This window comes from Kribbella sp. VKM Ac-2568 (genome assembly GCF_004345365.1).
GTDB classification, from domain to species: Bacteria; Actinomycetota; Actinomycetes; order Propionibacteriales; family Kribbellaceae; genus Kribbella; species Kribbella orskensis.
Window position 1 is genome coordinate 590,647 of sequence record NZ_SLVF01000002.1, and the last position, 26,307, is coordinate 616,953.

A 26,307-nucleotide genomic window follows, 5' to 3' on the forward strand; every position below is an offset into this window, starting at 1 on the left:
CGGCCGGAGAGACAGAAGCCCCTGGCCGGCGGTGGAGCCGGCCAGGGGTCTCCTCTGTGATCCAGCTAGGTCAGCCGTCGTTCTCCGCTGACGGGATGAGGGCGCCCGGCACATTCTCCGGTGCGACGATCTTGTCCTCGCCGGGGTACGGCTTGGTCCAGTCGTGCGCCTCGTACCAGCTGAGGTGGTTCATCTGGGCGGGGTTGGCGAAGTCGGCCCTGGCGTCGGGGCCGGTGAGCCGCTGCTGCGACTTCCAGCTGTCCCACTTCGCCGCGACATCCTGCTGGTCCGCAGGCACGGTCGCCTTCGGAGCAGCCGCCGCCAGCGGGTTCTGGGCCGCCGGAACGTCAGCGCCGCAGGAAGGCAGTGCCGTCAGACCCGCGGTCAGCGAGGTTCGGTTGGGCAGTGCGGTGAACGGCCGGTAGTCGGGCGTCTTGGTGAACGCCCCGGCCATCGGGGTGGCCGCGCTGTCCTTCTGGTTCATCGGCTTGATCCCGAGCATCTGCTCGATGGTCCGGATCATCGTGATCTGCGAGTAGTAGTGGCTGTCGACCGCGCCGCGCTGGGCCCAGGGGCTGATGATCTGGATCGGGGCCCGGTGGCCGTCGATGTGGTCCAGACCAGCCTGGGAGTCGTCCTCGACGACGAAGATCGCCGAGTCCTTCCAGTACTTGCTGTGCGAGATCGTGTCGACCATCTTGCCGACCGCGAGGTCGTTGTCGGCGACCTGGGCGGCTCCGTTCGGCGGACCACCGGTGTGGTCGCTGGAGAGCCAGAACATGTTCAGGTTCGCCGGACCGTTCTTCTGGAAGTCCTGCTTCCAGATCTCGTACCGGTAGATGTCCGGTACCGCGGTGTCGAACTTCGGGAAGCCGTGCACCGACACGTCGTTGAGCGACGGGATCGGCGATGACGAGATCAGCGGGTAGGCGGTGTTCGCGCCGGTCGCCGCCATGTTCTTGGTGTCGCAGTACAGGTTCTGCCAGCTCGCGCCGGCCGGCTTGGTCAGGAACTGCTGGAACTCACCGAAGTCGCGCACGGTCTTCCCGGCGTCCTGCGCACCGCTCCAGATGGTGCCGGTCCGCTGGTGGCCGAGAGCGTCGTCCTCGGTGTCGTAGCTGCGCAGGTACTCACCGGCCGAGGATTCGGTGTACTCCGGGTTGTCGGCCTGCATCAGCCAGTTGTGCCCCTCGGCCGAGTTCGTTCCGATGTCGTAGGTGTTGTCGTACAGCCCGAACTGCTTGGTCAGCGCGTGCTGGTTCGGCGTCACGTTCTCTCCGTACTGCGCCAGCGCCGGGTCGCCGTTGCCCTCGGAGATGTCGCCGAAGAGCTGGTCGTAGGTCCGGTTCTCCTTGACGATCAGGAACACGTGCTTGATCGTCGACGGGTCGCCGAGCCGCTGCGGGACCGGTACCGGCTTCTTGTTGCCCTTGTCCTTGGCAACCTCGACCGAGTTCTTGGTCCAGCCGTTCTGCTGGAAGACCTTGGCCGTGCCGGCACGGATGGCGTGGTCGTCCGGCAGCTTGAACCGCTGCAGGCTCGACGTCGTGTCGTGGGTGCCGTGCCCGGCGGCCGTCGTCGGGCGGCGGGCATCGATTCCACGAGTGTTCGACACCAGTACGTCGTCGCCGACGGTGGTGATCTCCGCGGGGAAGTAGTCCGTCGGCAGCAGGCCGACATAGCTGACCGGCTCCAGCGGGTTCTGGTAGCGGTAGACGGCGACCGCGTTCGCGCGGCCGAGCGTCACCAGCAGGTGACCGTCATCCGTCAGCGTCACCCCGTCGGGCTCGTAGCCCACCGACGCCTCCGGCCACGGGCGGGTGGCGATGGTCTGGACGACCTTGTTCTTGGCGGTGTCGATGACGGAGACGTCGTTGGTCGCCGTGTTCGTGACGAACAGCGCGCCGTTCTTCGCGTACAGAGCGGTCGGGTGCAGCCCGACGTCGATGCTCGTGACGGCGGCGGCGGAGTTCGCCAGGTCGATGACGCTGACCGTGCCGGTGGTGGTGGCACCGGTCGACGGGTTGGCCGGGACCTGGGTGTTGTACGAGTTCATCGTGGTGTCGCCCGGCTTCGCCGGACGCCCGCCCTCGTTGCTGACATAGAGCTTGTCGCCGACCTTGATCAGGTCGCGCGGGGCGTTGCCCACGGTCCAGCTCTGCTGGATGGCGCCGGTCGCCGCGTTGATGGCGACGACGCGGTTCTGGCCGTTGACCGCGGAGTACACGGTGGAGCCGTCGGGCGAGAACACCGCCTCACCCACCAGCGCGTGCTTGGGCCCGTCCGCCGCGATCGAGACGAAGGTCGGGTTGGCGACGGTGCCGTCCGGGTTCACGGTGAACCTGCGGTAACCGTCGGTCTGGCCCAGCCACAGCTGCGAACCGTCGGGTGAGTACGTCGGGCCTTCCTGGCCGATGTCGTTGCCAGGGATGCGCAGATTCGCGGCGGCGTTGTTGCCGACCAGCTGCTGCACCTTCCAGGTCTTCAGGTCGACGATGCCCAGTGCCATCCCACCGTCGGTGACCGAGGCCGCTACGTGGGTGCCGTCCGGGCTGAGCGAGGACGACATGATCTTGCCGTTGTTGATGACGAGGCGCTGACCGATCGGGTTGACGTACTGGTCGCCGGAGACGACCAGACCCTTGTCAGTGGTCTGTCCGACCTGGTCGGTCCCGAACATGCGCGTCGAGGCGAATGCGATTCCGGAGCCGGTGGCTACCACGGCGACAGCGGTGGTACCTGCTGTGATCCGTGATACGCGGCGTCCGATGCGTCGGCCGAGCAGGCCTGATTGGCCCTCCTCGTCACGCCGGCGGCGGCGTGTTACCTGCATGGATTACTCCTTCGGAGTGGCGGAGAGCAGTTCGAGCTTGGCGTCGAACTGCCAAAGCGGGTTCGGTGCGTCGCCTTGCGGCGTGCGCACCAGGAAGAAGCCGTTCACTTCCTTCGGTCCGTCGCCGTCGGCGACGTACCGCCCGTCAGGGGTGACGTCGAGCTGGTAGACGGCCGTCCCCGCGGCCTCGACGTCAGGGAGATGCCAGGTCACGACGCAGCGCCAGTCGTTACCTGCGCCCTGGGCGGCGACCTGGTCGCCGCCCTTCGTGCACGCCGCCGTGGCCTTCAACTGCGCCTCGGTGACGTCGGGCCGGTTGAGCTGCTTGGTCTGCAGGCGGTAGAGGTGGGCGAAGGCCGTGGCGACCGACTGCTGCACCTTCTCCTGCTCGATCCCGGAGCCGGTGGCCCCGGTCGCCGGGGTGACGACACCGATGGAGACGCCGAGCAGTACGACCAGCGGCAGGAGACCGCCAGTGAGCGCACGCCGGCCCGCGCCGTCATCAGTCAGGTTGGTGAAGTCGCGCCGCACGAACAACCGGTAGGCCAAGGCTGTCGCGGCCACGGCCCAGACCAGGCTCACCCCGATACCGATCAGGAGCGGGCCGAGCTGCGCCGGGCTGGTGAACAAACCGCTCCACGCGGTGAAGGCGTAGCCGGGCAGAGCGAGGCGTACGGCGACCGGTATCGGCAGCATCTGGGCGAGCTGCATCGTGAGCGCGACGATCGCGGGCAGCAGGAGTCCCATCGGTGACCGCCCCAGCGCGACGGACCCGAGCAGTCCGATGGCGGCGAGGGCCAGAGTCGGGGCGAGGACGCAGACCCAGGCGAGCAGGACCTTGCCCGCGGCGTCCGCCGGTGTCAGCAGGTGGCCGTCGAGGCCGATCAGCGGATGGTTGCCGATCGCAATGAGCCCACCGACCGTGCTGGAGATCGCCAGTCCGGCCACGAGCAGCACGATGACGGTGAGGCTGGCCAGTGCCTTCGCCGCGAAGATCCGGCGGGGCGACCGGACCGCCACCAGCAGGTGGCGCCAGGTGCCGAGCCGATCCTCGGAGGCGAACGCGTCACCGGCGACCAACGAGGTCAGCAGTGGAAGCGCCCAGGTGCCCGAGAACCCGAGCACCACCACCGGTCCGGCCCAGGCCGTGGCGTGCATCCAGCGACCGAAGAGGGTGTCGACGGGGAGCGAGCCCTGTTGACTCACCGCGGCGACGAACAGCGCCGGCGCGATCCAGCAGACGAGAACCAGCAAGCGGACCCGCCACTGCGAGATCATCTTGACCAGCTCGAAGCGGTACCCGCGCGCGACCGACACCCGGCCGGCAGTGGGAACGTCAGTAACGGCGACGGTCGCGGTCATCGGTTCGACTCCTGCTGCTCGGTGAGGGCGAGGAACGCGGCTTCGAGCGGCGACACCACGGGTGCGAGCTCGCGCACCGCGATGCCCGCCTGCACCAGCCGCACCACCAATTCGTCGAGGGCCGGCACCATCGCGTGCACCACGAACACCGCGGCGTTCTGACCGATGTCGTCGGCGACGCGTACTCCGGCCGTTTCGCCCGCCACCCGGCGGGCGGCCTCTGGGTCGGAGGTGAGGAGCCGGTAGCCGAGCTCATCGGTCTCGGCGGCCAACTTGCTCAGCGGGCCGGAGAAGACGACCCGCCCGGTGGCGAGGATGGTGACCTCGGAGCACAGCGCCTCGAGGTCGTCCATCCGGTGGCTGGAGAGCACCACGGAGGTTCCGTCGGCCGCGAGCCGGGTGAGGACGCCGTGGACGTGCTTCTTGCCGGCCGGATCGAGCCCGTTGGACGGTTCGTCGAGCACCAGCAACCGGGGCTTGGTGAGTAGGGCCGCGGCGAGCCCGAGGCGTTGGCGCATGCCGAGGGAGAAGCCGCGGACCCGATCGTCGGCGACATCGGTGAGCCCGACCTCACCGAGCACATCGTCGATCCCCGCCGTCCGCGCTTCGCGACCACGCAACGCCGCCAGCGCGGCGAGGTTCTGCCTGGCCGTGAGCGAGGGGTACAGGCCGGGACCGTCGACGAAACCCGTCACACCGTCGGGAGCGGCGAGCGCGCGCCCGACCGGCGTACCCAGGATCTCGAGGGTGCCACTGTCGGCGACAGCCAGACCCAGCAGCAGCCCGAGCAGGGTCGTCTTTCCTGCGCCGTTCGGTCCGACCAACCCGTGGATCTGCCCTTGCGGCACGTCCAGTTCGATGCCGTCGAGCGCGATCACCTCGCCGAAGGACTTGACGACTCCACGAGCCCTGACGGCGACGGATTCGTCCATCCGACCGAGGCCTGCGACCGAGGTCGCGGGCAGACTTTTCTTCATCAAGCGCACTCCGAAGGGGCGGAACAATGTGGCGGGCTGCCTGGCAACGTTGTCACCAACTTCCCGCCGGGTCAGTACCCAGCGGGTGACCCGAAGGTGAACACTTGTTAACCCCGCTGGCGCACAGCGAGGTCACCCACCCAGGACGTCAGGCAGTGAGTTCGGAGAGGTCTGCGAGGGTGCCTCGCATGACGTCGGCCAGGTCCGCGTCTTCCGGTCCGGTGACCCAGCGCTCGAATGCCACTCGGAAGACCGCGATGCCGGTCTCTGCCGCGAGCGACGCGGTGTCCGGCTCGACACCTCGCTGCCGCAAAGCCTCGGTGAACGCCGTGACGAGCGATGCCATCTTGATGAACTCGCGCTCGCGGAGTTCGGGCGTCGCCGCGATGACGGCCTGCCGACGCCGGGAGTGGTCCCGGCGGTCGGCGAACAACTCGGCCGCCGCGAGCAGCGCGATCGTGATGGCATCCATCGGTTCCGCGTCCCGAGGCGCGCCGGTCAGGGCGTCGACCATGCGCCGCTGGAGTTCCTCGGAGCCGGCGAAGAGCACCTCGCGCTTGTCCACGAAGTGGCGGAAGAACGTCCGCGCGGTCACGCCGGCCCGGTCCGCGATGTCGGCGACGGTCGTGCCGTCGAAGCCCTGCTCGGCGTACAGCGCCATCGCCGCTTCACGCAGCCGGCCGGCCGCATCCGGTTCCCAACGCCCCATGCCGCCTGATCCTACTTGATGTCATCGAGTGACATCGGAGGTGTAGCATCGGTGATGTCACTCAATGACATCACTGAAGGGAACAGCTTCATGCGCGTTTTCATCACCGGGGCCTCCGGCCACGTCGGCTCCGCCCTCGTCCCGGAACTCCTCCACCACGGGCACTCGGTCGTCGGCCTGGCCCGCTCCGACGCGGCCGCCGAACGCATCACCGGCTGGGGCGGCGAGGTTGTCCGCGGCGACCTCGATGACCTCGACGGCCTGTATGCCGCGGCTCGTGCGGCCGACGGCGTCGTCCACCTCGCGTTCCGGCACGACGCCATGCAGGCCGGCGACAGGTCCGGCGCGGCCGAAACCGATCTGGCCGCACTGCGGGCGATCGCCGACGCCCTCGCCGGCTCGGACAAGCCACTCGTCGGTACGTCGGGAACGGGGTTGCTCGCCCACACCTCGCTGGACCGGACCGGGACGGAGGAGGACTTCCTGCCCAGCGGCTACCGCATCGACGCGGAGAACTTCGTCATCGGCCTGGCGGACAAGGGCATTCGATCCTCGGTCGTGCGACTGCCGCCGATCACCCACAGCACGCTCGACCACCAGGGCTTCGCGCCGTCGCTCATCACCTTCGCCCGGCAGCACGGCGTGTCGACGTACGTCGGCGACGGCTCCAACCGCTGGCCGTCCGTCCACACCCTCGACGCCGCGCGGCTGTACCGGCTCGCGCTCGAGTCCGCCCCGGCCGGCACGCGCCTGCACGCCGTCGGCGACGAGGGGATCGAGTTCCGCCGCATCGCCGAGGCCATCGGAGCGGGTCTCGAGCTGCCTGTTCGCTCGGTCGACGCGGAACAGGCGGCCGAGTACGTCGGCTTCCTGGCTTCGTTCGTTGCCCTGGACAACCCGACGTCAGCGACCAGGACTCGCGAGCTGCTCGACTGGCAGCCGACGCACCTGGGACTGCTCGCCGACCTGGCCGACGGGCACTACTTCCGCACGGCGAACTGACGAGTGAAGCAGCCGGTCAGGTTTCGGGTTCGAGGAGATGGCGGTAGGTCATGAAGGCGGTTCGGAGTTCCTTGTAGCCGACGCGGTCGAACAGCACGGTCATGGTGGTGCCGTCGTAACGCTCGACCAGGCCGGACCCGAAGGTGGGGTGCTTGACTCGGCTGCCGACCGGGAACGGCTGATCGGGAGCCGGTGCGGCCGTGTGGCCGTTCAAGTCGTTGTCGCAGTTGCCGCAGGGACCTTCGTACTGCTCTCCGAAGTAGTTGAGCAGCCATTCGCGCCGACAGCCACCGTGCTCGGCGTAGGCAGCCATCATCTCGACCCTGGAGCGGGCGACCTCGCGACGGTCGTGCTCGACCGCCGATGCGGCTGCGACGGCCTTCTCGACATCAGTTCGCGCTTTCAGACGGAAGCGGTGCCCGACGATGACCACCCTGGCATCCGTCAACCGGCCGAGTGCGCGTTCGACCCTGGCCGGGCTGAGCCCGCTGGTGGCGGCCAGCTCGGCGATGTCCGCGGGGTGGTGCTCGTCGATCGCGGTGGCGACGGCGAGAAGGTCCTCGTCACTGACGCCACCTGAGGCGAAGAACCGGTTGAGTCCCAGGTTCGCGTGGCGGTAGAACAGTTCGATGTCGGCCGGCTCGCCGTCGCGGCCCGCACGTCCGATCTCCTGGTAGTACGCATCGATCGAGCCAGGAGCTTCGGCGTGGCTGACCCAACGGATGCCCGGCTTGTCGATCCCCATCCCGAACGCGATGGTGGCGACGACGACCCGGTACCGATCGGCGAGGAAACCGTCCTGTACTTCGCGGCGTTGCCGGGCGGACAGGCCCGCGTGATACGCCTGTGCGGAGACGCCTGCAGTTTCGAGCTCAGCGGCCAGATCCTCGGCATGGCGATGCGTCGCGACGTAGACGACACCCGGTCCGCGCGAGGACCGGACATGACTCAGCAGGCGGCGGCCCTTGGTCTCCTCGTCGGCGAACGTGAACACCGAGAGGTTGAGATTAGGCCGATCGAACCCGCCGACCACCACGGACGGGGCGCGCATCTCGAGCCGGTGGATGATCTCCTTCCGGACCGGTGGGGCCGCGGTGGCAGTCAGCGCGAGGATCGGCGGGCGGCCCATAGCGCGGATGGCCGCGGCCAGTCGCAGATAGTCAGGCCGGAAGTCCTGTCCCCACTCGCTGACCAGGTGGGCCTCGTCCACGGCCACCAGATGCGGCCGGGACGACGCCAGCAGTTCGAGTACAGCCGCGTGGGTGAGCTGCTCCGGCGACATGAGCACGAATCCCGGACGCCGCTGCGTCAGCATCTCGTGGGCCACGCGTTGCCCAGCGTGGTCGCTGGCGTTCAACTCGGCAACTTCAACACCTGCTGGATGCTCGGACAGCGCCCGCAACTGATCGCGTTGCAGAGCCACCAGCGGGCTGACCACAACCGTCAATCCACCCAACGCCAACCCGGCGAGTTGATAGATCGCAGTCTTGCCAGTTCCGGTCGCAAGGACGGCAAGCGTGTCCTGACCCTCGAGCACCGCCCGTACCGACTCGCCCTGGCCTGGGCGCAACGCGTCGAAACCGAGCCGATCGCGAGCAAGCGCGGCGATCTCCGAGAACCCCAGCATCCGTTCATCATCCTTCGCCATCGCCCGACCCTCACTCGTTCGTGTTCGAGGCTACGAGGAGTGGGACGAGCTGTTCCTCGGGGGTCAGCGAGCCGTGGTGACCGACGAAGCGGCTCAGGCGGGCTTCGAGCTTCGATCGGACCACCACCGTCGATCCCTGCGCAGCGACCACGACGTCGCCGATGCGTGGGCGCACGGTGTCGGCGACGCGCGGCCCGAACCAGCCCTGGCCGATCGCCTCGTCGCGACGCAGCACCACGGCTCTGGTGCCGAGGTGCTCGCGCCACCTTTCGACCACGTCGTCCAGCGCACCGGCTTCGGTGTAGAGGTGGCGGACCCGGGCCTCACCGCCCAGCATCCGTACGCCGTAGCGCAGCTCCGGCTCCGCGTCGAAGTCGACCCGGTCGTGGTCCGCCGCGGCGACCATTCCGTGGTCGGCGGTGACCAGCAGCACGCCGTCCTTCGGAAGCCCGGCCGCGATCGTTGCCGCGACCTGGTCGACGACGCTCAACTGGTGGCACCACGCGTCGCTCCCCGGTCCGTAACCGTGGCCGAGCCCGTCGAGATCCGCGTGGTAGGCGTAGCAGAGGATCCGCTCGTGCTCGCGCAGAGCTCGCAGTACCTGGCTGATCAGGTCGCCGAGTGCGTAGGCACTCCGGAACTGTCCGCCACGCAGTACGGCGCGGGTGAGTCCGCTGCCTTCGAGGTCACGCGGGACGACCAGCTGAACCGGCACCCCCGCATCACCAGCCCGCTCGAAAATGGTCCGGTGTGGCTGGATCTGCTCGGGTACGAGCCGATCGCGGAGGTCGATCGGACGTCCTTCAGCCTGCCGGTGCCAGCCCAGCGCGTTGAGGAGTTCACCGTCGACGGCGAACGAGTAACCCACCACCCCGTGCTCGCCGGCCAGCCGTCCGGTACCGAGCGTCGCGAGGCTCGTCGCTGTCGTCGCAGGGAACCCCGCCACGATCGGCTCGCAATCCTTTGCCAGCGAGGAGAGGAACGGCGCGTCGGCGGCATGCGCTCTGAGGAGCTGCCAGCCCAGTCCGTCGACCAGCAGCAGGCACACCCTGGGCGCGGCAGGCAGACCGAGTACATCGGTCATGCCGGGTACACCCAGCGCGGCCAGCACGGACGGCCCGACGTCAGCCAGTGTCATCGGTCGTTCTTCGGAGATCTTGATAGGCCACCGCCATCCCATTGCTCGCTCAGCTCGCTTTGCCGGCGAGACCAGCCGTACCTGCGAGAGTAACTTTGGCTACCCGGCCTAGGAGGCTTCCATGACCAGTGGAATGACATCAGCGGGTGAGCGGGTCGCCCCGGAGGAGCACCTGCGCCAGGCCGACGCCGTGCTGGGCGCGATCATCGACCAGGTCATCGAAGACAACGGCGGCCCGGTGACGACGGCCCCCGACCCGGCGCTCCCGGCCGATCCGAACATGCCGACCGACCACTACGGCGTCCTCTTGCGCGCCATCGTCAGCCAGAACATCTCGAACCTCGCCTCGCGCGCGATCTACCAGCGACTGCGGGAGCGCTTCGGCGGCAATCCCCCGACGCCGGAGGAGATCCTTGCGGCGGATCCCGACGAGCTGCGGCTGGCCGCCGGGCTCTCGAAAGCCAAGACGGCCTCCCTCCGCTCGCTGGCCGAACACATCGTCAGCGGTGAACTCGACCTCGAACGCGTGCACTTGCTACCAGACGAGGAAGTGGTCGCACAGCTCGTCGCGGTGAAGGGCATCGGCACCTGGACCGCCGACATCTTCCTGATCTTCCACCTGAACCGCCCCGACGTCCTGGCCTCCGGCGACCTCGAGATCCGCCGTGCAGTCGAGCGACAGTACGGCCTCCCCGGCCTGCCACGCCCCACCGAGGTAGAACGGATCGCAGAACCCTGGCGCCCCCACCGCACACTCGCCTGCCTCTACCTCTGGCAATGGAAGGAAACCTCCAGACCGGCCTAGCGGCGTGCTGCTTCGGAACCGGGTCTTGCCGCCGGAGTCAGGAGAGGCGATCGGTGCCCGTCCTCGACCATCAGCGACGTGCACTTCGACCTCCTGATGATGCCGGCGCCACCGCTGCGGCGCCCACGCCGGCGGCGATGAACATCCTTGACCGAGGCAACTACAGCGACATCGGCGCTGGGAGCAGATCGGCCGGGCATTGCGTGCTTGCCCAGATGGCGGCAGTCTGCTGCGGGTGGAGCCTCAATTGGCGGCCGGATGGGAGCGGGCCCGCCGTCTCCCGCTCGCGGCGGAGATCGCGCTGTCGTTCGCAGCGGGCGCCGGGACCTTCACCCTGTCGGCGTTGGTTCTCGCGGGTGTCGACGCTCCCGTCGTCGCCGGCCTCCTGGGCATTGTCTACCTGCTCGTCGTGATCGCGATCGCCCGGTTCGCGAGTATCGCCTACGCGGTCCCGGTGGGGATGGCGGGCATGCTCGCCTTCGACTGGTTCTACCTGCCCCCGACGCACCCGCTCGAGTTCCCGGATTCCGTCAACTTGCTGGATCTGGTCGTCTACCTGGCGGTATCAGTCCTGTTGGGCGGCCTGGCGGCACATGCGGCTCGCCGCGCGGCCGCTGCGGAGCGTGCCCGAGGTGAGATCGCTGACGAGCAGGCCGGCCTTCGGCGCGTTGCGACGCTGGTCGCCCGCGGAGCGGCACCGGCCGAGACATTCGGCTTCGTGGCCGCGGAGATCGGCCACTTGTACGACGCGGAGGTCACGGTCGTGCTCCGGTACGAGTCGGATCGCACCGGCACCGTCGTCGGACTGTGGAGCGTGCCGGGCGCGGAGTTTCCCCATGCTGCACGGTTGCGATTGGAGGGTGCCGGCGCGGCGGCGATGGTGGTGGAGACCGGCCGGCCGGTGCGCACGGAGCGGTTCGAGGGCACGGAGGGTTCGATCGCACACTGCTTTGCGCAGCTCGGTGCCCGGTCGGGGGTAGGCGCGCCGATCACCGTCGACGGTCGGCTGTGGGGCGCCGTGGTGGCCGCTACGACCCGGCCGGATGGGTTGCCGGTCGGCAGCGAGGAGCACATCGCTGCCTTCACGGAACTGGTGGCGACCGCGATCTCCAACGCCCAGGCGCACCAGGATCTCCGTCTGCTGGCCGACGAACAGGCCGCGCTGCGGCGGGTGGCGACGCTCGTTGCCAAGGAGTCGTCGCCGACGGAGGTGTTCGCCAAGGTCGCCGAAGAAGCGGCGGGGGTGTTCGGCGAGGTCGACTGCGCGCTGCTCCATGACGAAGGCGACGGGACCGCGAACGTGGTCGCTGTCGGTGGCGTCGGCATGGCCGCCCGCTACCGGGTCGGCACCCGGCTACCGGTCGACGGCGACGGCGTCGCGGCGCTGGTGCTCCGGGAGGGACGGGCACGCCGGATCGACGACTACTCCTCAGCCCCCGGTGCTGTCGCTGCCGGCGCGCGTGAGCGGGGAATCGGCTCGGCGGTCGGCTGTCCGGTCGTGGTCGGTGAGCGTCGATGGGGCGCGATCGTCGTGGCGAGGCCCGAACCCGAGCCGCTCCCGCCGGAGACCGAGGCGCGGATCGCGCAGTTCGCGGACCTGGTGGCCACGGCCATCGCCAACACCGAGGCACGCGCGGAGGTAGCGCGGCTGGCCGAGGAGCAGGCAGCGCTGCGAAGGGTGGCGACGCTCGTCGCCGAAGGCGCGGCGCCCCCCGTGGTCTTCGACGCCGTGGCCGGGGAGATGGGGAGCCTGCTGGACGCCGATCACCTCCTGGTGTGTCGCTACGAGCCCGGCATCGAACTCACCGTCCTTGCGCATCGCGGCTCGAGCGCTGAGGAGGTGCCGCCAGGTGTGCGGATCAGCCACGAGGGTGACAGCGTGGAGGCGGTGGTGCGGCGGTCCGGGCGTTCCGCCCGGATGGAGAACTACGAGGGAGCGCGCGGAATGATCGCCGAACTGGCCCGCGCCGCAGGCCTGCGGGTGGCCGTCGGAGCGCCGATCGTCGTGGACGGCCGGCTCTGGGGAGTCGTCTCGGCGGGCTGGAACTGGGAGCACTCGCCGCCGGCCGACACCGAGCAACGGATGGCTCTCTTCGCCCAGTTGGTCGACACCGCCATCGCGAACGCCGACAGCCGCGCTGAGCTGATCGCCTCCCGCGCGCGCCTGGTCGCGGCAGCGGACGACGCCCGCAGGCGCTTCGAGCGCGACCTCCACGACGGCGTGCAGCAACGCCTGGTCTCGCTTGCACTGGACCTGCAGGGCGCGGAGGCGATCACACCCTCCGACAACGACCTGCTCGCCGCACAGCTGGCGCGGATCAACCAGGGGCTTGTGGGCGCCCTCGACGAACTGCGGGATCTGTCGCGCGGCATTCACCCGGCGATCCTGTCCGAGGGTGGTCTGACGCCGGCTCTGAAGGCGCTTGCCCGGCGGTCGGCGGTGCCGGTGCAGCTCGACCTGGCGATTGACGAGCGGCTCGGAGACCACGTCGAGGTCGCGGCGTTCTACGTCGTCTCCGAAGCGCTCACCAATGCCGCGAAGCACGCGCGGGCCTCGGCAGTCGAGGTCAGTGCCCAGGTGGACGACGGCATCCTGCGGCTGACGATCGGTGACGATGGCGTGGGTGGAGCGGATCCAGCGCGGGGATCGGGGCTGACCGGGCTGACAGACCGTGTCACGGCGCTCGGCGGCACGATCGGCATCGCGAGCCCACCCACCAGGGGCACGTCGCTGCGCGTAGAACTCCCGATCGTGAGCCGATAGCCCTCGATGTCATGCCGCCGGTGGCCGGCCGCGCTGACAGGACTGCAGAAGGCGGAATGAGGTCGGTCAGATCGCTCATTGTGCACCAGCTAGCAGGGGTGCGGACCCCCCTCCTGGCCAGCACTGCGAATGGCGGCTGGTGGTAATGCCGACCGGACACCGGACCGCCGATGCTGGTCAGTGTGGACAACGGACTGCAACCTTGGTCAACGGGATCAGCTTCGCCCTCGCCCAGTTATCCGGACATCGCCGACGGTGGCCTTCGATGATGCCTGAGGCAACGACCAGGCCCGTCTGGCTGAGGATCTGGCAGTCCGCTCGACAGGCGTCGGAGCTGCCGTCCGTCGTGGCGATGCACACGGCCGTGGAGATGCACATCGCCCGCAAGGCAGGCGTCGCGTTGACCATCGGGCAACTCCGCCGGGCCGGCGTCTACACGGTGAGGTACGACGAGGAGAGCGACCGCCAGCTGTACGAGGTGTTCGCACCGTTCGGCATCCCCTATCAGGAGGCGACCCGATGATCTGGACGAGCACGGAAACGGACAGCGCCGTAATCAAAGGAGTGATGATCCATGTCTGAGTCAGAATCCGTGGACGCCGGAATGGCCGGCACGATCGATCTGGGCGGAGACCTGACGGTCAACCGGCTCGGCTTCGGTGCCATGCGGATCACCGGTGCCGGGATCTGGGGTCCGCCCAGCGACCGCGACGAGGCGAAGGCGGTACTGCGCCGAGCGGTCGAGCGCGGCGTCAACTTCATCGACACCGCCGACTCCTACGGGCCTCACGTCAGCGAGGAGCTCATCGGCGAGACCCTCTACCCGTACCCGGACGACCTGGTGATCGCGACCAAGGGCGGCCTCGAGCGCACCGGGCCGGGACAATGGCCCACCAACGGCCGGCCGGAGCACCTGATCGAGGCCTGCGAGGGAAGTCTGCGCCGACTCAAGCTCGAACAGATTCCGCTCTACCAGTTCCACCGGCCCGACCCGGACGTGCCACTGGAGGACTCGATCGGTGCTCTCGTGACCCTCAAGGAACAGGGCAAGATCCGGCACATCGGGCTGTCCAACGTCACCGAGGACCAGCTGCGGCGCGCACAGCGACTGACCCCGATCGCATCGATCCAGAACCGCTACAACGTCGACGACCGCCAGTCGGAGTCGCTGGCCGACCTCTGCGAGCAGGAGCAGCTCGTGTTCCTGCCCTGGGCGCCGATCCAGGATCTCGACAACAACCAGCCCGTGCAGGCGCTGGCCCAGCGTTACAGCGCTCAGCCCCGCCAGATCGTGCTCGCGTGGCTGCTGGCGCGGTCGCCGTCCATCCTGCCGATCCCGGGCACCGGATCGGTGTCACACCTGGAGGACAACCTCGCCGCCGTGTCGATCAAGCTGACCCCGGCCGAGGTCGCCTCCGTGACCGGCGACGCCGCCTGAGTCACAGCGAACCGAGGGTTGGATCGGTGTGCGGTGTCACGGCGAGCGGCCATTCGCCGTACCGGCTGGCGGTAAATCGCGGTCGTCAGCGGACCTGGCGGCGCTTCTTCCGGATGCGGAGAAGGACGAGGACGGCCGCAGCCAAGGCGATCAGGACCAGCGGCGCATAGGTGAGAGCGCGAGCCAACGCTGCCAGGGAGGCAGAGAAGGCGTAGCCGAGCAGTACGCAGCCCGCACCCCAGGCCACGGCGCCGGCAACATTCCACGGCAGGAACTTGCGCAGGTACGGCATCCGGGCCATGCCTGCCATGCCCGGCATCAGTGCTCGCAGGCCCGCGGTGAATCGGCCGAGCAGTACCGCCCGTCCGCCGTACCGGCGAAGGAAGTCATCGGCTCGCCGCCACCGATCGTCGCCGACCCGGCCACCCAGCCGGGACGCGCGCAACCTCGGGCCAAGTCGGCGACCGACCTCGTAGCCCAGGCTGTCGCCGAGAGCAGCCGAGCCGACCGCGACCGCCACCATCGGCCACAGGGCGATCCAGCCCTGGTGGGCAGCGAATCCGGCCACCACCAGCGCCGTCTCGCCGGGGAGCACCAGCCCGACCATCACCGCGGCCTCGGCAAAGGCGAGACCGCCGGCGATGACGTAGAACCACGCCCCGAGCTGTCCGCCGAGTTGCTGCAGGAATCCGAGCATCGTCAGGTGCTCCGCAGCCGACACCGGCTGCGCGAGGGCATGGTGGTCGTGGCCGAGGCCACCAACGGCGACGACGTCATCCGTCGACCGGAGGGGCATCCTCGCCATCCCTGGCCAGGAATCGGCTGGGATCGCCTGCGGCGCTGGCGCTCTCTCCCAGCCAGGTTTTGAGCCCGACGGGGTCGCGTCGTTCGAGCTCGTCCAGATAGAGCTGCCGGGCTTCGACGATGCGCAGTCGAGCGGCCGCCGTGGTCGCGTCCCGGAGGGTCTTGTAGCTGTCCTGCCACTGCCGGCACAACTCCGCCGTAGTGAGGCTGCCGTGGTGCCTGCCTGGAATGTGCCCCAGCCGGCGACCACACCAGCGCATCGCGGCTGGTGACGTGACACCGAGGACCACCACCAAACCTGGAGCAGCGGCGCCCAGGAGGACGACATCGCCTGCGAACGCGACGATCGCTGAGATCACCGCGACGGCGATGACAGCAGATCTCCCCGATCTGGCCGAGATCGCGGACGCGGCCGTGTGCGACCAAGCAGTGCCGGCCACGGACACTCCGATGAGGGTGGCGACGAAGAGTAGGGGAAGCATCCCGCCGGCCGGCACGAGGAACACTCCCGCCACGAAGCCCAGTACACCGACCAAGCCGGACAACGCGCCCCACAAGAGCCTGTACGCCGCAACGAGGCGGTAGACGCCCAAGCTCATCTCAATCTCCGCGGGGGGAGCCAACTGCCCCGCGATCGAGGGCCGGCGCCGCGGCCGTTGCCTCCAGCATCATCTTCACCATGCAGCTCGCACCTCTCGAAGTCTCATCGTCCCGACCGTGCCGTCCCAGGCTCGGGGAAGCAGGTGGTGGAGCGGCGGACCCGGCGCCGAGGGGTGAGTACTCAAGACACCGGGTCCGCCGGTCTATGCCGCCTCAGCCACTGATGCGACCGCCGGCGCCAGCTGGTACCACGCGGCACTGTTCGGCGGGAGCTTGTCCTCGGCCTCGTGGTGGCTCGCCAGCAGCAGCTCACCGTCCACCGGCGCGGAGACAACCCGCGACGAGCAGTTGACGACGCAGCCGAAGCCGTCGCCGCGGGTGAAGGCCAGCACGCCCGGTTCCGTCCGCAACCACCGGAACTCGCTCGAGGCAAGGGCAGGAAGTCGCCGCCGCAACGCGAGTGCTTCGCGGTAGAGGTGCAGCATCGACTCGCCCGAGCACAGCTGCCGGTCCACGGCGTGGTCAGCGAACCAGTCGGGCTGCGGCAGCCACGCGTCGGCGGGTGAGAATCCGAAGCTGTGCTGGGACGTGGCCCACGGCAACGGGACCCGGCAGCCGTCTCGGCCGCGTCGAGCGCCCTGGGTGCGGTGGAACATCGGGTCGGCCAGTAGCTCGACCGGGAGATCCGTGACCTCTGGCAGGCCGAGTTCCTCGCCTTGGTAGACGTACGCCGCGCCCGGCAGTGCGAGCATCAGCAAGGCGGCCGCCCGGGCCCGGACGGTACCGAGATCGACATCGCCGGCGTCGAGGCCAGGAGCGCCGCCGCCGTACCGGGTCACCGACCGGGGCATGTCGTGGTTGTTCAGCACCCAGGCGACCGACGAGTCCGAGCCGGCGATCGTGCCCAGGCCGCGATCCACCACGTCGTACAGGATCTGGTCGTCCCAAGTAGCGCGCAGGAACTCGAAGTAGAAGCTCTGGTGCAGTTCGCCCGGGCGTTGGTACAGCGCGAGCTGTTCGGCGTCCAGTACGCCGACTTCGCCGATCAGCACCCGTTCGCGGCCGGTCAGTACGGAGTATCCCTCGGCGATGGCCCGCCACCGGCGCCACACCTGGTGCACCTCGGGCTGGTTCCACGCGTAAGGATTGAGCGGGTCGCCGGTGAGCTCGTCGTCCATGGCGTTCTCGTGGTCGGGCAGCCCGTCGGCCTTGTGGAGCCCGTGGGCCACGTCGATCCGGATCCCGTCCACGCCGCGCTCGAACCAGAACCGCAGTACCTGGTCGAAGTACGCCGCGACGTCCGGGTGCCGCCAGTTGAAGTCGGCCTGCTCGGGCGCGAAGCTGTGCAGGTACCACTGGCCCGGTGTCCCGTCCGGTTCGGTGACGCGCTGCCAGGCTGATCCGCCGAAGATGGAGCGCCAGTTGTTCGGCGGCAGGTCGCCGTACTCCCCCTTACCGTCGGCGAAGTGGAACCGCTCGCGTTCCGGGCTGCCCGGACCGGCGGCCAGCGCCGCGGCGAACCAGGGATGCTCGATCGAGCAGTGGTTCGGGACGATGTCGATGACCACCCTGAGGTCGAGCCGGTGCGCGTCGACGACCAGTTGGTCGAAGGACTCGAGCGTGCCGTACTCGGGCTGCACCCCGAAGTAGTCGGACACGTCGTACCCATGGTCGTACTGCGGTGACGGGTAGAACGGGTTGAGCCAGATGCCGTCGACGCCGAGGCTCCGCAGATACGGCAGCCTGGCGCGGACACCGGCCAGGTCACCGATGCCGTCGCCATCGGAGTCCTGGAAGCTTCGCAGGTAGATCTGGTACACCACCGCACTCCCCCACCAGCCAGGTCGGAGCCAGGTGCTTGCCGTGGTGGGCAACGCGACGCTGTCGACGCCGAGTCCGGCCGCGTCTCGCAAGACTGCCGTCGCCTTGTATGCCATGGACCATCACTCCCTCGGCCGCCAGCTGCGCGGCCATCCTGAAGCAACCATCGCCTGGCAGATCGCTCAGGTCTTCACCACCAGCGCCCAACCCCGCTTCCTGCTAGCCGGAATCCCGGGGCCCCGTCAGCCGGGCTTCGCCGGGAGTTCGAGGACGAAGCGGGCGCCGCCTCCGGGGCGGTCCTCGACCCGGATCGTCCCGTTGTGCCACGCCACATGCCTGGCCACGATCGAGAGACCAAGACCGATCCCGCCGGCCCCGGCGTCCTGAGCCGGTCGCCCACCGGAACCACCACGGCAGAACCGCTCGAAGATCCGGTCCCGGTCGGCGACCGGTACGCCGGGCCCCGCGTCGTCGAACTGGACGATGACACCAAGGCCGCCCGCCTCGACGGACACGCGTACGCAACCACCACCGTGGCCTTCGGCGTTCTCGACGAGGTTCGCGACCACTCGCTCGAGCCTGCGTTTGTCGGCCCTCAGGGTGAGGGCTGCCGCATCGGCGGAAACCTCCGTGACCGGGCGACCAGCGGCGGTGTCGGCCGCGACCCTGATCAGGTCGGCGATGCGTACGGTATCCCGGCTGCCCTCGTCTTCCCCGTCATCGCGGGAGATCTCCAGCAGGTCGACCACCAGCCGCCGGAACCGCTCGAGGTCCTCGCCGAGCAACTCGACCGGTTCGCGCACGGCAGCGGGCAGCTCGTCTCGATGGTTGTGGATCAGTTCCATCGAGTTCAGCATGGTCGTCAGCGGGGTCCGCAGCTCGTGGCTGATGTCCGCGGCGAACCGAGCGTCAGCAGTCACCACGTGCTCGAGGCTGCAGACCGATCGCATCATCGGAGCATCGCGCGGCAGGCGTGGTGCTGTCGTCGACGTGAGCACCCAGCCGATGACCTGCTGGCCGGTATCCCGACCCGCCCACTAGCTGGAATCGCCGCGCTCACACCGGATGGCGCCGAGCCGGAGGCCGGTCAGCGCTGACCCGCTGCGGGTCTCATGGCTCCTCGGGCTGAAAGACCGCATCGAGACGCTGGGCGGCACCTTCTCCCTGGACAGCCCGCCGGGCGGCGGCACGTCGATGTGCTGCGAGCTTCCGGCCTCGGCTTCCGGCTAGCCGGGGGTGGGAACGACCGCTGGCAGTGACGACGGGAACCAGTCGCTTCGCGAAGCTGGAAGCACTTTCCGGATTTCCTCGCGGAGGCGAAGATGGCGACAACAACCACTGGAACCACCCGGCGGCTTCCAGGCCGGCGCGTGCTTCGCTGGCTGCCGGCTGCCCTGCTGGGCGTCGGAATGCTGACCGCGTGCTCGTCGCCCGACCCGTACCAAAGCCTTCCGCAGGGCGGCGTCGACGCCACCAGCGGCGCGATCGTCGTGACGGACCTCTGGGTGCAGGGCCCGCAGGGCCTTACCGAGGGCACCGACGCGCCGTTGCGGCTCACCTTGACCAACGAGTCTCCGACCGTGGCCGACACCCTCGTCGGGGTCTCCACCCCGATCGCCGAGCACACCGCGCTGGTCAGCTCCGGGCAGGCCGTCAAGACCATCGCGATCCCGGCCGGGGCCCAGGTCGATCTCGAACGGCAGAACGGCGTCGTACTCGAACACGTACGGCGTAACCTGCGCGCCGGCGAGTGGTTCCCGATCACGCTCACGTTCGCCAACGCCGGCCCGGTGACCACCCAGGCCTGCGCCGGCCCCCTCGCGGCAACCTCGTAGCTTCAGCTCCCCAGGGGCCAGCGACGTCGGCACCCAGCTCCTCGCCTACCGCAAGTACAACTCCAGCCTCACAGGCACCATCGAATCACGACATCTCCCTGGCAGACTCCTCCACGAACTCGGCGAGCTCGCGGTCGAAGCGGGGCTGGTCCTCGCTGAACGGCATGTGACCCACACCGTCGTACCAGGACGGTCTGGCGGTCTTGCAGACGTCGAGGACGTGCTCGGCCATCGAGGGCAGCACGATCGTGTCGGAGCGTCCGTGTGTCACCAGCACGGGCACGGAAAGCCTGGACAGTACGTCGTCGCCGTCGATCTCGCGCGAGATCAACGCCCCCCTGACCTCGGGGGGAACGACCATGTTCCAACCCAGGGCAGCGCTCCAGTCGTCCGGCGCGAGCGGCTCGACGGTGCAGACCCCGAGAAAGCGTCTGATGGCGGCGATGTTCGTGGCCAGGTCGGGCAGGCTCGCGTCCGGTGCGTTCTCGAGGAAACCGGGGCCGATGTGGTCGAAGGTGGGGGGCGTCAGCATGACGGCGCCCCCGACCAGGTTGACGCCACCGATCCGGTCCTCGCCGTACGCCCGGACGTAGTCGGTGACGATGAACCCGCCGTAGGACCAGGCGACCAGTACCGGTCGGTCCAGGCCCAACTGATCGATGACCGCGGCGAGGTCGTCCGCCCACAACTGCGGGTCGCGATAGCTTTCAGGGTCCATCGGCTTCTCAGACATGCCGTGACCCCGGTTGTCGAACGCGACGAGGCGAAACTCCTGCGCGAGCCGGCCCTCCATCTGCCGCGCCCAGCACACGTGACTGGCCGACCATCCGTGAATGAAGAGGACCGGACGCCCTTGCCGGTTCCCCCACTCCCGGGCGTGCAGCCTGACACCTCCCCCGCCCCGGACGTCGTACGTCGCTGACGGCTCGGCGAGAACCGCCGATGCCCTGTCAGGCATGACCATGTGCTCCATCGAATGCCTCCCTGGAACTGCCCGGGACCCCGGGCGCTTGTCCTGATAGCTGTGAAGGTAGGCAGCGGCAGGAGTCGCCGGCATCGGAGCCAGCACGCAAACCCGTTGAGGCGGGCTGGCGGTCTACACGCAGCGGCGACCGGCCGGATCAGGGACGCCGCAACGTCTCGGAGAACCTGGCCGCCGCGGCCGCGCGTCCCGCTTTGCCGGAGACATGCAATTTGACGTAGGTGTTCGTCAGATGACGCTCTACAGTGCGGACGCTGAGACTCAGACTCTCCGCAATCGCCTCGTTGGTCAGTCCTGCCGCGACGAGTGCGAGGACCTCCAGCTCCCGCGGGCTGAGCTCCTCGACTCCGACTCCGACTCCGGGCCGAGTGGTTGCCCGTTCGGTCCCCAGGAAGGCGCGAAGCTCCGAGACGAAGCTCGCCCACGCGGGTTCATCCGACAGCAGGATGTGGTTCGCCGACTCCAGGACGACCAGCCGCGCTCCGGGTACCAGGGTGGCGAGCAGCCGACCCTCGTCGACCGGAACTACCCGGTCCCCCAGTGCGTGCACGACCAGCGTCTTTGTCTTCACCTGCGCCGCGAGCTCGACCACGTTGAGGGGGCCGCGCGCGTGGTACAGACGGACCGCGGTCGCCGCCGATGTGGACTGTCGCTGCAGGTCGTCGTACCACCCCATCTGCTCCGCCGTGGCGGCCGGGAGGAACAGCATGCTGAACAGGTGGCGGAAGGTGGGATCGGGATTGGTCCAGCCGGCGGAGATCGCCGCGACCAGCGCGTCCTGCAGCCTTCGCTCGCTTGCACCTCGGAGTGTCCGGCCGCGCGCGTAGCCCCCGTAGAGGACGAGGTGCGTGAGCCGCTCGGGATGACGGGCAGCGTATGCGACCGCGACAGCCGCACCGGTCGAGACGCCGAGCAGCGCGAACCGGTCGACACCCGCAGCGTCGACCACGCTCTCGAGGTCGGCCACCCAGGCATCGAGCGAAATGTCGTCGACATCGCGATCCGAGAGCCCGCATCCACGCTCGTCGTAGCGGACCAGCGTGTGACCGTCCCCGAGCGCTTCGAGCCAGTGGCGCCACACCGGGCTCTCCCAGTCGAACTCCAGGTGGGTCATCCAGGTCGCCACCCTCACGATCGGCGGACCGTCACCGTGAACCGCATACGCCAGCTTCACCGCATCCGGCGCCGCACAGTAGCCGACCTTCTGGCTCACCTGCTGATCGTACCGACCTTGCGCCCTCCGCGCGCCGAGCCGAACCAGCCGGTCCAAGCACGCACTATCGGTAGCCGCGCTTGAGTAGGTACTTGGCTCCTGCGTCGAAGCCCTCGGGGGTGAGCACCTCGAAGCCGAAGGCGTCGGCTAGCCGGTCGGTCGTGTTGAACGCGGCGCAGACCGCCAGCGAGTCCTTGACCTGCTGGGGTGAAACGCCGGCGGCCAGCACTTCCCGCATGTCCTCGGCGCCTAGTTTTCCTTCGGCGGTCAGCTTGCCGAGCATCCGCAGCGTTGCCCGGAGCGGCTCCTCGACGGGGGCCGATTCCAGGTCGGCCAGTACCGCCGCGACCCGTGGCCCGTCCTGGTACGCCTGCGTTGCGGTCGCGGTGTGCGCGCCGATGCAGAACGCGCTCTCGTTCAGCTTGGACACGTACGCCGCCATCAGCTCCCGGTCGCCTACCGACCAGGCGGATGGCCCGCGCATCGCCTCGTGGGTGAACGCCTTGGCCTGGGCGCCGTAGAAATCGGGCCGGTAGAAGACCAGCTTGGCGGCGTCTGGCACCGGGTGCCCGGAGAACAGCCGGATGAGCGCGAAGAGCAGCTTGGTCGAGGGACGGTAGCCGCGGTCGAGGATGTCAAGTCGCATTGTCCGGCCTCTCGTCGACGGTTGCTTCGGCCAGGGCCGCCAGTCCAGCTTCATACATCCGGGTGGACTGACCGACCGCAGCGCAGATCACCAGCTCGAAAAGCTGGTCCTCGCTGAAGCCCGACGCCTTTGCCGCAGCGAAGTCCGCCTCGGTGACCTGCGTCGGCCTCGTGGCGACCTTGCCGATCAGCGCGTCCACCGGCGGGGAAAGGCCCTCGTTGCTGAAGGCACGGGCTCGCTGCTGCGCCGATGCCCTGCCCTCTCCGTTCAAGACGCGATCCACCAGGGCTCGGTGCGCTGCCCGCAACTTGTCGTTATCCGGCACGGCGTCCTCCGCCTCCTCTGCAGCTCGGCTATCTGCCGTCATCTGTACGACGATCGGCGCGCCGCCGAATACGACACGCGGCCGAAGAAAAGAACTGACTCCGCATTCTCCCGGAAACTCGGCGGGCGGGCTGTCGCATCCGGTCGCGCACCGATCGTCTCCCCAATGAACCAGCCACAATGACACCAGGAGGTGACGCGCGTGAAGTACGTGCTGATGTTTGTCGACACCGAGGAATACGCCAAGGAGCTCGAGGCGCTGAGCCCCGCCGAGCTGGAAGACGTCTATCAACGGGTCAACCAGTGGTTCATCGACCACGCGGCCAAGATCCGCAACAGCGGCAGCAAGCTCCAGGGCGCTTCGTCGGCGACCACCGTACGGCTTGACGGGCCCGAACCGGTCACCACCGACGGCCCGTTCATGGAGGGCAAGGAGGTCATCTCCGGTTTCACCGAGATCGAGGTCGAGAATCTCGACGAGGCACTGCGGATGGTGAAGACCTGGCCCGCGTGCCCTGTGGTCGAGATCCGCCCCGTGGAGTCATGAACGCAGATCCCGCTGCCGACGAGCTGGCCCGCGTGGTCCGCGAACATGCGGGCCAGCTCGCCGCCTCCCTGGTATCGCTGCTGGGCGACTTCTCCGCCGCCGAGGATCTCGTCCAGGACGCCATCGAGATCGCGCTGAAGCGCTGGCCCGAAGAGGGGATCCCCGACCGGCCCGACGGCTGGCTGTTCACCGTGGCTCGCCGCCGCGGCCTCGACGTACTCCGCCGGCAGCAGAACTACCGCTCCAAACTCGCCCAGCTGCAATGGCCGATCCACCGCGCCCCGGACGACCGGCTCCGGCTCATCTTCACCTGCTGCCACCCCGCACTCGCTCGCGAGGCCCAGATCGCGCTCACTCTCCGAGTGGTCTGCGGCCTCACCACCGCACAGGTCGCCGCAGCGTTCCTCGTCCCGGAATCAACCGTGGCGCAACGCATCACCAGAGCCAAACGCAAGATCGCCGACGCCGGAATCCCCTACCGCATCCCTCGCGACGACGAGTTGGCCGAGCGACTCGGCGAAGTACTGACTGTCATCTACCTGCTCTTCAACGAGGGCTACCTGTCCAGCACCAGCGACCGAGCACATTCCCGGGACCTGGTCGACGACGCCGAGTGGCTCACCGCGCTCCTCGTCGGCCTGCTCCCCAACGAGCCCGAGGCTTCCGGACTCCTGTCTCTGATCCGCCTGCACCGAGCTCGCGTTGCCGGGCGATTCACTTCGGACGGACAACTCGTCCTTCTGCAGGACCAGGACCGAAGCAAGTGGGACCACCGCGCCATCGCCGACGCCACAGCTCTACTAACCCGTACGGCGCGCCGCCACCGCTCGCCCGGGCCCTACCAACTCCAGGCCGCGATCGCCGCCTGCCACTGTGAAGCCGTCACCTGGGCCGACACCGACTGGCGGCAAATCCTCGTCCTGTACGACATGTTGCTCCACCTTCAGCCGACCCCGGTCACCAAGCTGCAGCGTGCCGTTGCCGCCCGCTACGTGTACGGCGCACAAGCTGCCCTGGCAGAACTCGACGACCTCCAGGCCGCTCTGAAGAACTATCCACTCTTCCACGCGACTCGAGCTGAATTCCTCCGCGCCGACGGCAGGACCGCGGCAGCCCACGAAGCCGACAAAGAGGCCATCAAGCTGACCAGCAACCCAGCTCAGCTCGACATCCTCCACGATCGCCTAGCGGCCTACTGAGCCCGGCTGCACCCGCTCGCGGCCGGCCATCGCCGCGCCCGATGGTCCCGCGCTACCCGCGATCAGCTCTCTTGTACCGGGTGATCGTGGGTTGCCGGATAGGCGTGCACCACAGCCGTACGGAGGCGCGGCACCGCATGGGTCAGCTCGTGTTCGGCGTCGTGGGCCAGGCGGTGAGCCTCGGTGCTGTCGCGAGCGTCGACGACCAGGTCGACATCGGCGTGGAGTTCGTGGCCGATCCAGCGCATCCGGACCCGCCGTACCGAGCGGACTCCGGGCAGGGCGGCGAGGGCACTTTCGGCGGTGTCCACGGTGGCCGGGTCGACGGCGTCCATCAGCCTGCGGAACACGTCGCGGCCTGCCGTGCGCAACACGGCGAGGATGGCGATGGTGATGACGAGGCCGATCAGTGGGTCCGCGAGCGGGAAGCCTGCGGCGACTCCTGCCGCGCCGAGCACGACGGCGAGCGATGTCATGCCGTCGGTGCGAGCGTGGAGCCCGTCGGCGACGAGTGCCGCCGAGCCGATCTTGCGGCCGATCCGGATCCGGTAGACCGCAACCGCTTCGTTGCCGGCGAAACCGATCACGCCGGCGGCGGCAACCCAGCCGAGGTTGTGGACCGGAACCGGGTCGATGAGCCGGCGGATCGATTCCCACCCGGCGAGCAGGGCGGACAGCCCGATCATCGCGACCACGAACAGGCCGGCCAGGTCCTCGGCCCGGCCGTAGCCGTAGGTGTAGCGGCGGGTCGCGGCACGCCGGCCGAGGACGAACGCGATCCACAACGGCAGCGCCGTGAACGCGTCGGACAGGTTGTGCACCGTGTCGGCCAGGAGAGCGACCGATCCTGACACCGCGACGACCATCAACTGCAGGCCGGCGGTGAGCGCGAGCGCCAGCAAGCTGACCTTCACGGCCCGGATCCCGGCCGCGCTGGACTCGATCGCGCTGTCGATCGAGTCCGCGGCGTCATGAGAGTGCGGCCGCACCGTGTCGCGGATCAGCTGCCACCAGCCGCCGGTGGCTTCATGCTCATGACCATGGCCATGGCCATGGCCGGCATCGTGGCGGTGCTCTTGAGCTCTCTGATGGGTCATTGCGCAGTCTGCCCACTGGCGTTGGTGATGTCGCGGCCCGGGTGGAGCTGGGCCAGTTCCTCGTCGCCGAGGTGGTGAGCGGGGACTCCGGGTCCTGCGTGTTCGGCGTTGTAGACAGCGTCCGCGACCAGCCGGCCGACGTGATCGTTCTCCAGCCGGTAGAAGACCTGAGTTCCTTCGCGCCGGGTCCGTACCAGTCGGGCCATCCGTAGCTTGGCCAGGTGCTGCGACACCGACGGCGCCGGTTTCCCCACCCGGGTCGCCAACTCGTTGACCGGCAACTCCTCGCCCGTCAACGCCCACAACACCTGGATCCGCGTCGCATCGGCCAGCATTCGGAACACCTCGACCGCCAGGTCCACCTGATCGTCGGGGAGCCGCCGCTGACAACCTCCACTATCTGCACGCATACGCAGATAATAGACCTTTAGCCGGCCTTCGGCGCTGGAGAGGCCGGCTCAGCGCCGTCGTCCCGCGGTGGAGATCGGCAACGTAACGCGTGATACATATCGTCATGTGACGGCCGAGGGGCGGGTCCTGCACGACAGTCCGAGCGGCGAGCG

24 protein-coding genes are annotated in these 26,307 nt (G+C 68.8%); 8 read left to right on the forward strand and 16 right to left on the reverse strand.

Annotated features, from left to right (window positions below):
• Positions 1 to 70 precede the first annotated feature (70 nt).
• The 4 genes from EV648_RS06585 to EV648_RS06600 all read right to left on the reverse strand — a co-directional run bounded on the left by EV648_RS06585 (position 71) and on the right by EV648_RS06600 (position 5,881).
• Positions 71 to 2,833, reverse strand: a complete 2,763-nt coding sequence (locus EV648_RS06585) for an alkaline phosphatase family protein (protein ID WP_132286169.1) — start codon at positions 2,831 to 2,833, stop codon at positions 71 to 73.
• A 3-nt stretch (positions 2,834 to 2,836) separates the two neighbouring features.
• Positions 2,837 to 4,195: an ABC transporter permease gene (locus tag EV648_RS06590; RefSeq protein WP_132286172.1), complete on the reverse strand. Its 1,359-nt coding sequence runs from the start codon at positions 4,193 to 4,195 to the stop codon at positions 2,837 to 2,839.
• Positions 4,192 to 5,172, reverse strand: coding sequence for an ABC transporter ATP-binding protein (locus EV648_RS06595; protein ID WP_241994936.1), 981 nt, complete (start codon positions 5,170 to 5,172; stop codon positions 4,192 to 4,194). The genes EV648_RS06590 and EV648_RS06595 overlap by 4 nt, the downstream gene beginning before the upstream one ends.
• A gap of 148 nt (positions 5,173 to 5,320) precedes the next feature.
• Positions 5,321 to 5,881 (reverse strand): TetR family transcriptional regulator, encoded by a 561-nt coding sequence (locus EV648_RS06600; protein ID WP_132286175.1) that lies wholly within the window; start codon positions 5,879 to 5,881, stop codon positions 5,321 to 5,323.
• Between the two features lie 90 nt (positions 5,882 to 5,971).
• On the opposite strand from EV648_RS06600, the gene EV648_RS06605 reads away from it, so the two are divergent.
• Entirely contained in the window at positions 5,972 to 6,883 is a 912-nt protein-coding gene (locus EV648_RS06605) for an SDR family oxidoreductase (protein ID WP_132286178.1), read from the forward strand.
• A gap of 16 nt (positions 6,884 to 6,899) precedes the next feature.
• Here the strand turns inward: EV648_RS06605 and EV648_RS06610 are convergent, their stop codons facing one another.
• Both EV648_RS06610 and EV648_RS06615 read right to left on the reverse strand, forming a co-directional pair.
• On the reverse strand, positions 6,900 to 8,531 hold the full coding sequence (locus EV648_RS06610) for an ATP-dependent DNA helicase RecQ (RefSeq protein WP_199234452.1): 1,632 nt from the start codon (positions 8,529 to 8,531) through the stop codon (positions 6,900 to 6,902).
• 10 nt (positions 8,532 to 8,541) lie between these two features.
• On the reverse strand, positions 8,542 to 9,669 hold the full coding sequence (locus tag EV648_RS06615) for an alkaline phosphatase family protein (RefSeq protein ID WP_132286181.1): 1,128 nt from the start codon (positions 9,667 to 9,669) through the stop codon (positions 8,542 to 8,544).
• A gap of 121 nt (positions 9,670 to 9,790) precedes the next feature.
• Between EV648_RS06615 and EV648_RS06620 the strand changes: the two genes are divergently transcribed.
• The 4 genes from EV648_RS06620 (at position 9,791) to EV648_RS06635 (ending at position 14,676) form a co-directional block, all read left to right on the forward strand.
• The gene (locus tag EV648_RS06620) at positions 9,791 to 10,474 is read left to right on the forward strand and encodes a DNA-3-methyladenine glycosylase (RefSeq protein WP_132286184.1); all 684 of its coding nucleotides are present in this window, start codon (positions 9,791 to 9,793) and stop codon (positions 10,472 to 10,474) included.
• Between the two features lie 235 nt (positions 10,475 to 10,709).
• Positions 10,710 to 13,238 (forward strand): GAF domain-containing protein, encoded by a 2,529-nt coding sequence (locus EV648_RS06625; RefSeq protein ID WP_132286187.1) that lies wholly within the window; start codon positions 10,710 to 10,712, stop codon positions 13,236 to 13,238.
• A gap of 268 nt (positions 13,239 to 13,506) precedes the next feature.
• The gene (locus tag EV648_RS06630; RefSeq protein ID WP_132286190.1) at positions 13,507 to 13,761 is read left to right on the forward strand and encodes a hypothetical protein; all 255 of its coding nucleotides are present in this window, start codon (positions 13,507 to 13,509) and stop codon (positions 13,759 to 13,761) included.
• 51 nt (positions 13,762 to 13,812) lie between these two features.
• Complete coding sequence (locus EV648_RS06635) at positions 13,813 to 14,676, forward strand: aldo/keto reductase (RefSeq protein ID WP_132286193.1); 864 nt, start codon at positions 13,813 to 13,815, stop codon at positions 14,674 to 14,676.
• An 85-nt stretch (positions 14,677 to 14,761) separates the two neighbouring features.
• On the opposite strand, the gene EV648_RS06640 is transcribed toward EV648_RS06635, so the two are convergent.
• From EV648_RS06640 to EV648_RS06650, 4 genes are all read right to left on the reverse strand, one after another.
• Positions 14,762 to 15,472: a DedA family protein gene (locus tag EV648_RS06640; protein ID WP_158293915.1), complete on the reverse strand. Its 711-nt coding sequence runs from the start codon at positions 15,470 to 15,472 to the stop codon at positions 14,762 to 14,764.
• Positions 15,450 to 16,079: a hypothetical protein gene (locus EV648_RS42460; protein WP_158293916.1), complete on the reverse strand. Its 630-nt coding sequence runs from the start codon at positions 16,077 to 16,079 to the stop codon at positions 15,450 to 15,452. Before EV648_RS42460 ends, EV648_RS06640 begins: the two co-directional genes overlap by 23 nt.
• Positions 16,080 to 16,283: 204 nt before the next feature.
• Positions 16,284 to 18,017 (reverse strand): alpha-amylase family glycosyl hydrolase, encoded by a 1,734-nt coding sequence (locus EV648_RS06645; RefSeq protein ID WP_132286199.1) that lies wholly within the window; start codon positions 18,015 to 18,017, stop codon positions 16,284 to 16,286.
• Positions 18,018 to 18,143: 126 nt separating this feature from the next.
• A complete protein-coding gene (locus EV648_RS06650; protein WP_206751929.1) occupies positions 18,144 to 18,824 on the reverse strand; it encodes a sensor histidine kinase KdpD in 681 nt (226 codons plus the stop codon).
• 399 nt (positions 18,825 to 19,223) lie between these two features.
• On the opposite strand from EV648_RS06650, the gene EV648_RS06655 reads away from it, so the two are divergent.
• Positions 19,224 to 19,736, forward strand: coding sequence for a copper chaperone PCu(A)C (locus EV648_RS06655; RefSeq protein WP_132286205.1), 513 nt, complete (start codon positions 19,224 to 19,226; stop codon positions 19,734 to 19,736).
• An 85-nt stretch (positions 19,737 to 19,821) separates the two neighbouring features.
• Here EV648_RS06655 and EV648_RS06660 read toward each other — a convergent pair whose 3' ends face one another.
• The 4 genes from EV648_RS06660 to EV648_RS06675 all read right to left on the reverse strand — a co-directional run bounded on the left by EV648_RS06660 (position 19,822) and on the right by EV648_RS06675 (position 22,944).
• Complete coding sequence (locus EV648_RS06660; protein WP_158293918.1) at positions 19,822 to 20,694, reverse strand: alpha/beta fold hydrolase; 873 nt, start codon at positions 20,692 to 20,694, stop codon at positions 19,822 to 19,824.
• A 163-nt stretch (positions 20,695 to 20,857) separates the two neighbouring features.
• The gene (locus EV648_RS06665; RefSeq protein WP_132286211.1) at positions 20,858 to 21,931 is read right to left on the reverse strand and encodes an alpha/beta fold hydrolase; all 1,074 of its coding nucleotides are present in this window, start codon (positions 21,929 to 21,931) and stop codon (positions 20,858 to 20,860) included.
• A 64-nt stretch (positions 21,932 to 21,995) separates the two neighbouring features.
• Positions 21,996 to 22,577 (reverse strand): carboxymuconolactone decarboxylase family protein, encoded by a 582-nt coding sequence (locus tag EV648_RS06670; protein WP_132286214.1) that lies wholly within the window; start codon positions 22,575 to 22,577, stop codon positions 21,996 to 21,998.
• On the reverse strand, positions 22,567 to 22,944 hold the full coding sequence (locus EV648_RS06675; protein WP_199234453.1) for a hypothetical protein: 378 nt from the start codon (positions 22,942 to 22,944) through the stop codon (positions 22,567 to 22,569). Before EV648_RS06675 ends, EV648_RS06670 begins: the two co-directional genes overlap by 11 nt.
• 159 nt (positions 22,945 to 23,103) lie before the next feature.
• Between EV648_RS06675 and EV648_RS06680 the strand changes: the two genes are divergently transcribed.
• Complete coding sequence (locus EV648_RS06680; protein ID WP_132286217.1) at positions 23,104 to 23,448, forward strand: YciI family protein; 345 nt, start codon at positions 23,104 to 23,106, stop codon at positions 23,446 to 23,448.
• Positions 23,445 to 24,647: an RNA polymerase sigma factor gene (locus EV648_RS06685; protein WP_132286220.1), complete on the forward strand. Its 1,203-nt coding sequence runs from the start codon at positions 23,445 to 23,447 to the stop codon at positions 24,645 to 24,647. Before EV648_RS06680 ends, EV648_RS06685 begins: the two co-directional genes overlap by 4 nt.
• Before the next feature lie 62 nt (positions 24,648 to 24,709).
• Here EV648_RS06685 and EV648_RS06690 read toward each other — a convergent pair whose 3' ends face one another.
• Both EV648_RS06690 and EV648_RS06695 read right to left on the reverse strand, forming a co-directional pair.
• Positions 24,710 to 25,744, reverse strand: a complete 1,035-nt coding sequence (locus EV648_RS06690) for a cation diffusion facilitator family transporter (protein WP_132286223.1) — start codon at positions 25,742 to 25,744, stop codon at positions 24,710 to 24,712.
• Positions 25,741 to 26,154 (reverse strand): metalloregulator ArsR/SmtB family transcription factor, encoded by a 414-nt coding sequence (locus tag EV648_RS06695; protein WP_132286226.1) that lies wholly within the window; start codon positions 26,152 to 26,154, stop codon positions 25,741 to 25,743. Before EV648_RS06695 ends, EV648_RS06690 begins: the two co-directional genes overlap by 4 nt.
• Positions 26,155 to 26,307 lie beyond the last annotated feature (153 nt).

What these genes read in the sequence shown, in the direction of transcription:
- EV648_RS06685 (WP_132286220.1), top strand. Translation starts at nt 23,445, where the DNA reads ATGAACGCAGATCCCGCTGCCGACGAGCTGGCCCGCGTGGTCCGCGAA.
- EV648_RS42460 (WP_158293916.1), bottom strand. Translation starts at nt 16,079, where the DNA reads ATGAGCTTGGGCGTCTACCGCCTCGTTGCGGCGTACAGGCTCTTGTGG.
- EV648_RS06595 (WP_241994936.1), bottom strand. Translation starts at nt 5,172, where the DNA reads ATGAAGAAAAGTCTGCCCGCGACCTCGGTCGCAGGCCTCGGTCGGATG.
- EV648_RS06640 (WP_158293915.1), bottom strand. Translation starts at nt 15,472, where the DNA reads ATGCCCCTCCGGTCGACGGATGACGTCGTCGCCGTTGGTGGCCTCGGC.
- EV648_RS06660 (WP_158293918.1), bottom strand. Translation starts at nt 20,694, where the DNA reads ATGCCTGACAGGGCATCGGCGGTTCTCGCCGAGCCGTCAGCGACGTAC.
- EV648_RS06590 (WP_132286172.1), bottom strand. Translation starts at nt 4,195, where the DNA reads ATGACCGCGACCGTCGCCGTTACTGACGTTCCCACTGCCGGCCGGGTG.
- EV648_RS06620 (WP_132286184.1), top strand. Translation starts at nt 9,791, where the DNA reads ATGACCAGTGGAATGACATCAGCGGGTGAGCGGGTCGCCCCGGAGGAG.
- EV648_RS06610 (WP_199234452.1), bottom strand. Translation starts at nt 8,531, where the DNA reads ATGGCGAAGGATGATGAACGGATGCTGGGGTTCTCGGAGATCGCCGCG.
- EV648_RS06690 (WP_132286223.1), bottom strand. Translation starts at nt 25,744, where the DNA reads ATGACCCATCAGAGAGCTCAAGAGCACCGCCACGATGCCGGCCATGGC.
- EV648_RS06655 (WP_132286205.1), top strand. Translation starts at nt 19,224, where the DNA reads ATGGCGACAACAACCACTGGAACCACCCGGCGGCTTCCAGGCCGGCGC.
- EV648_RS06675 (WP_199234453.1), bottom strand. Translation starts at nt 22,944, where the DNA reads ATGACGGCAGATAGCCGAGCTGCAGAGGAGGCGGAGGACGCCGTGCCG.
- EV648_RS06615 (WP_132286181.1), bottom strand. Translation starts at nt 9,669, where the DNA reads ATGACACTGGCTGACGTCGGGCCGTCCGTGCTGGCCGCGCTGGGTGTA.
- EV648_RS06600 (WP_132286175.1), bottom strand. Translation starts at nt 5,881, where the DNA reads ATGGGGCGTTGGGAACCGGATGCGGCCGGCCGGCTGCGTGAAGCGGCG.
- EV648_RS06585 (WP_132286169.1), bottom strand. Translation starts at nt 2,833, where the DNA reads ATGCAGGTAACACGCCGCCGCCGGCGTGACGAGGAGGGCCAATCAGGC.
- EV648_RS06670 (WP_132286214.1), bottom strand. Translation starts at nt 22,577, where the DNA reads ATGCGACTTGACATCCTCGACCGCGGCTACCGTCCCTCGACCAAGCTG.
- EV648_RS06645 (WP_132286199.1), bottom strand. Translation starts at nt 18,017, where the DNA reads ATGGCATACAAGGCGACGGCAGTCTTGCGAGACGCGGCCGGACTCGGC.
- EV648_RS06630 (WP_132286190.1), top strand. Translation starts at nt 13,507, where the DNA reads ATGCCTGAGGCAACGACCAGGCCCGTCTGGCTGAGGATCTGGCAGTCC.
- EV648_RS06635 (WP_132286193.1), top strand. Translation starts at nt 13,813, where the DNA reads ATGTCTGAGTCAGAATCCGTGGACGCCGGAATGGCCGGCACGATCGAT.
- EV648_RS06695 (WP_132286226.1), bottom strand. Translation starts at nt 26,154, where the DNA reads ATGCGTGCAGATAGTGGAGGTTGTCAGCGGCGGCTCCCCGACGATCAG.
- EV648_RS06605 (WP_132286178.1), top strand. Translation starts at nt 5,972, where the DNA reads ATGCGCGTTTTCATCACCGGGGCCTCCGGCCACGTCGGCTCCGCCCTC.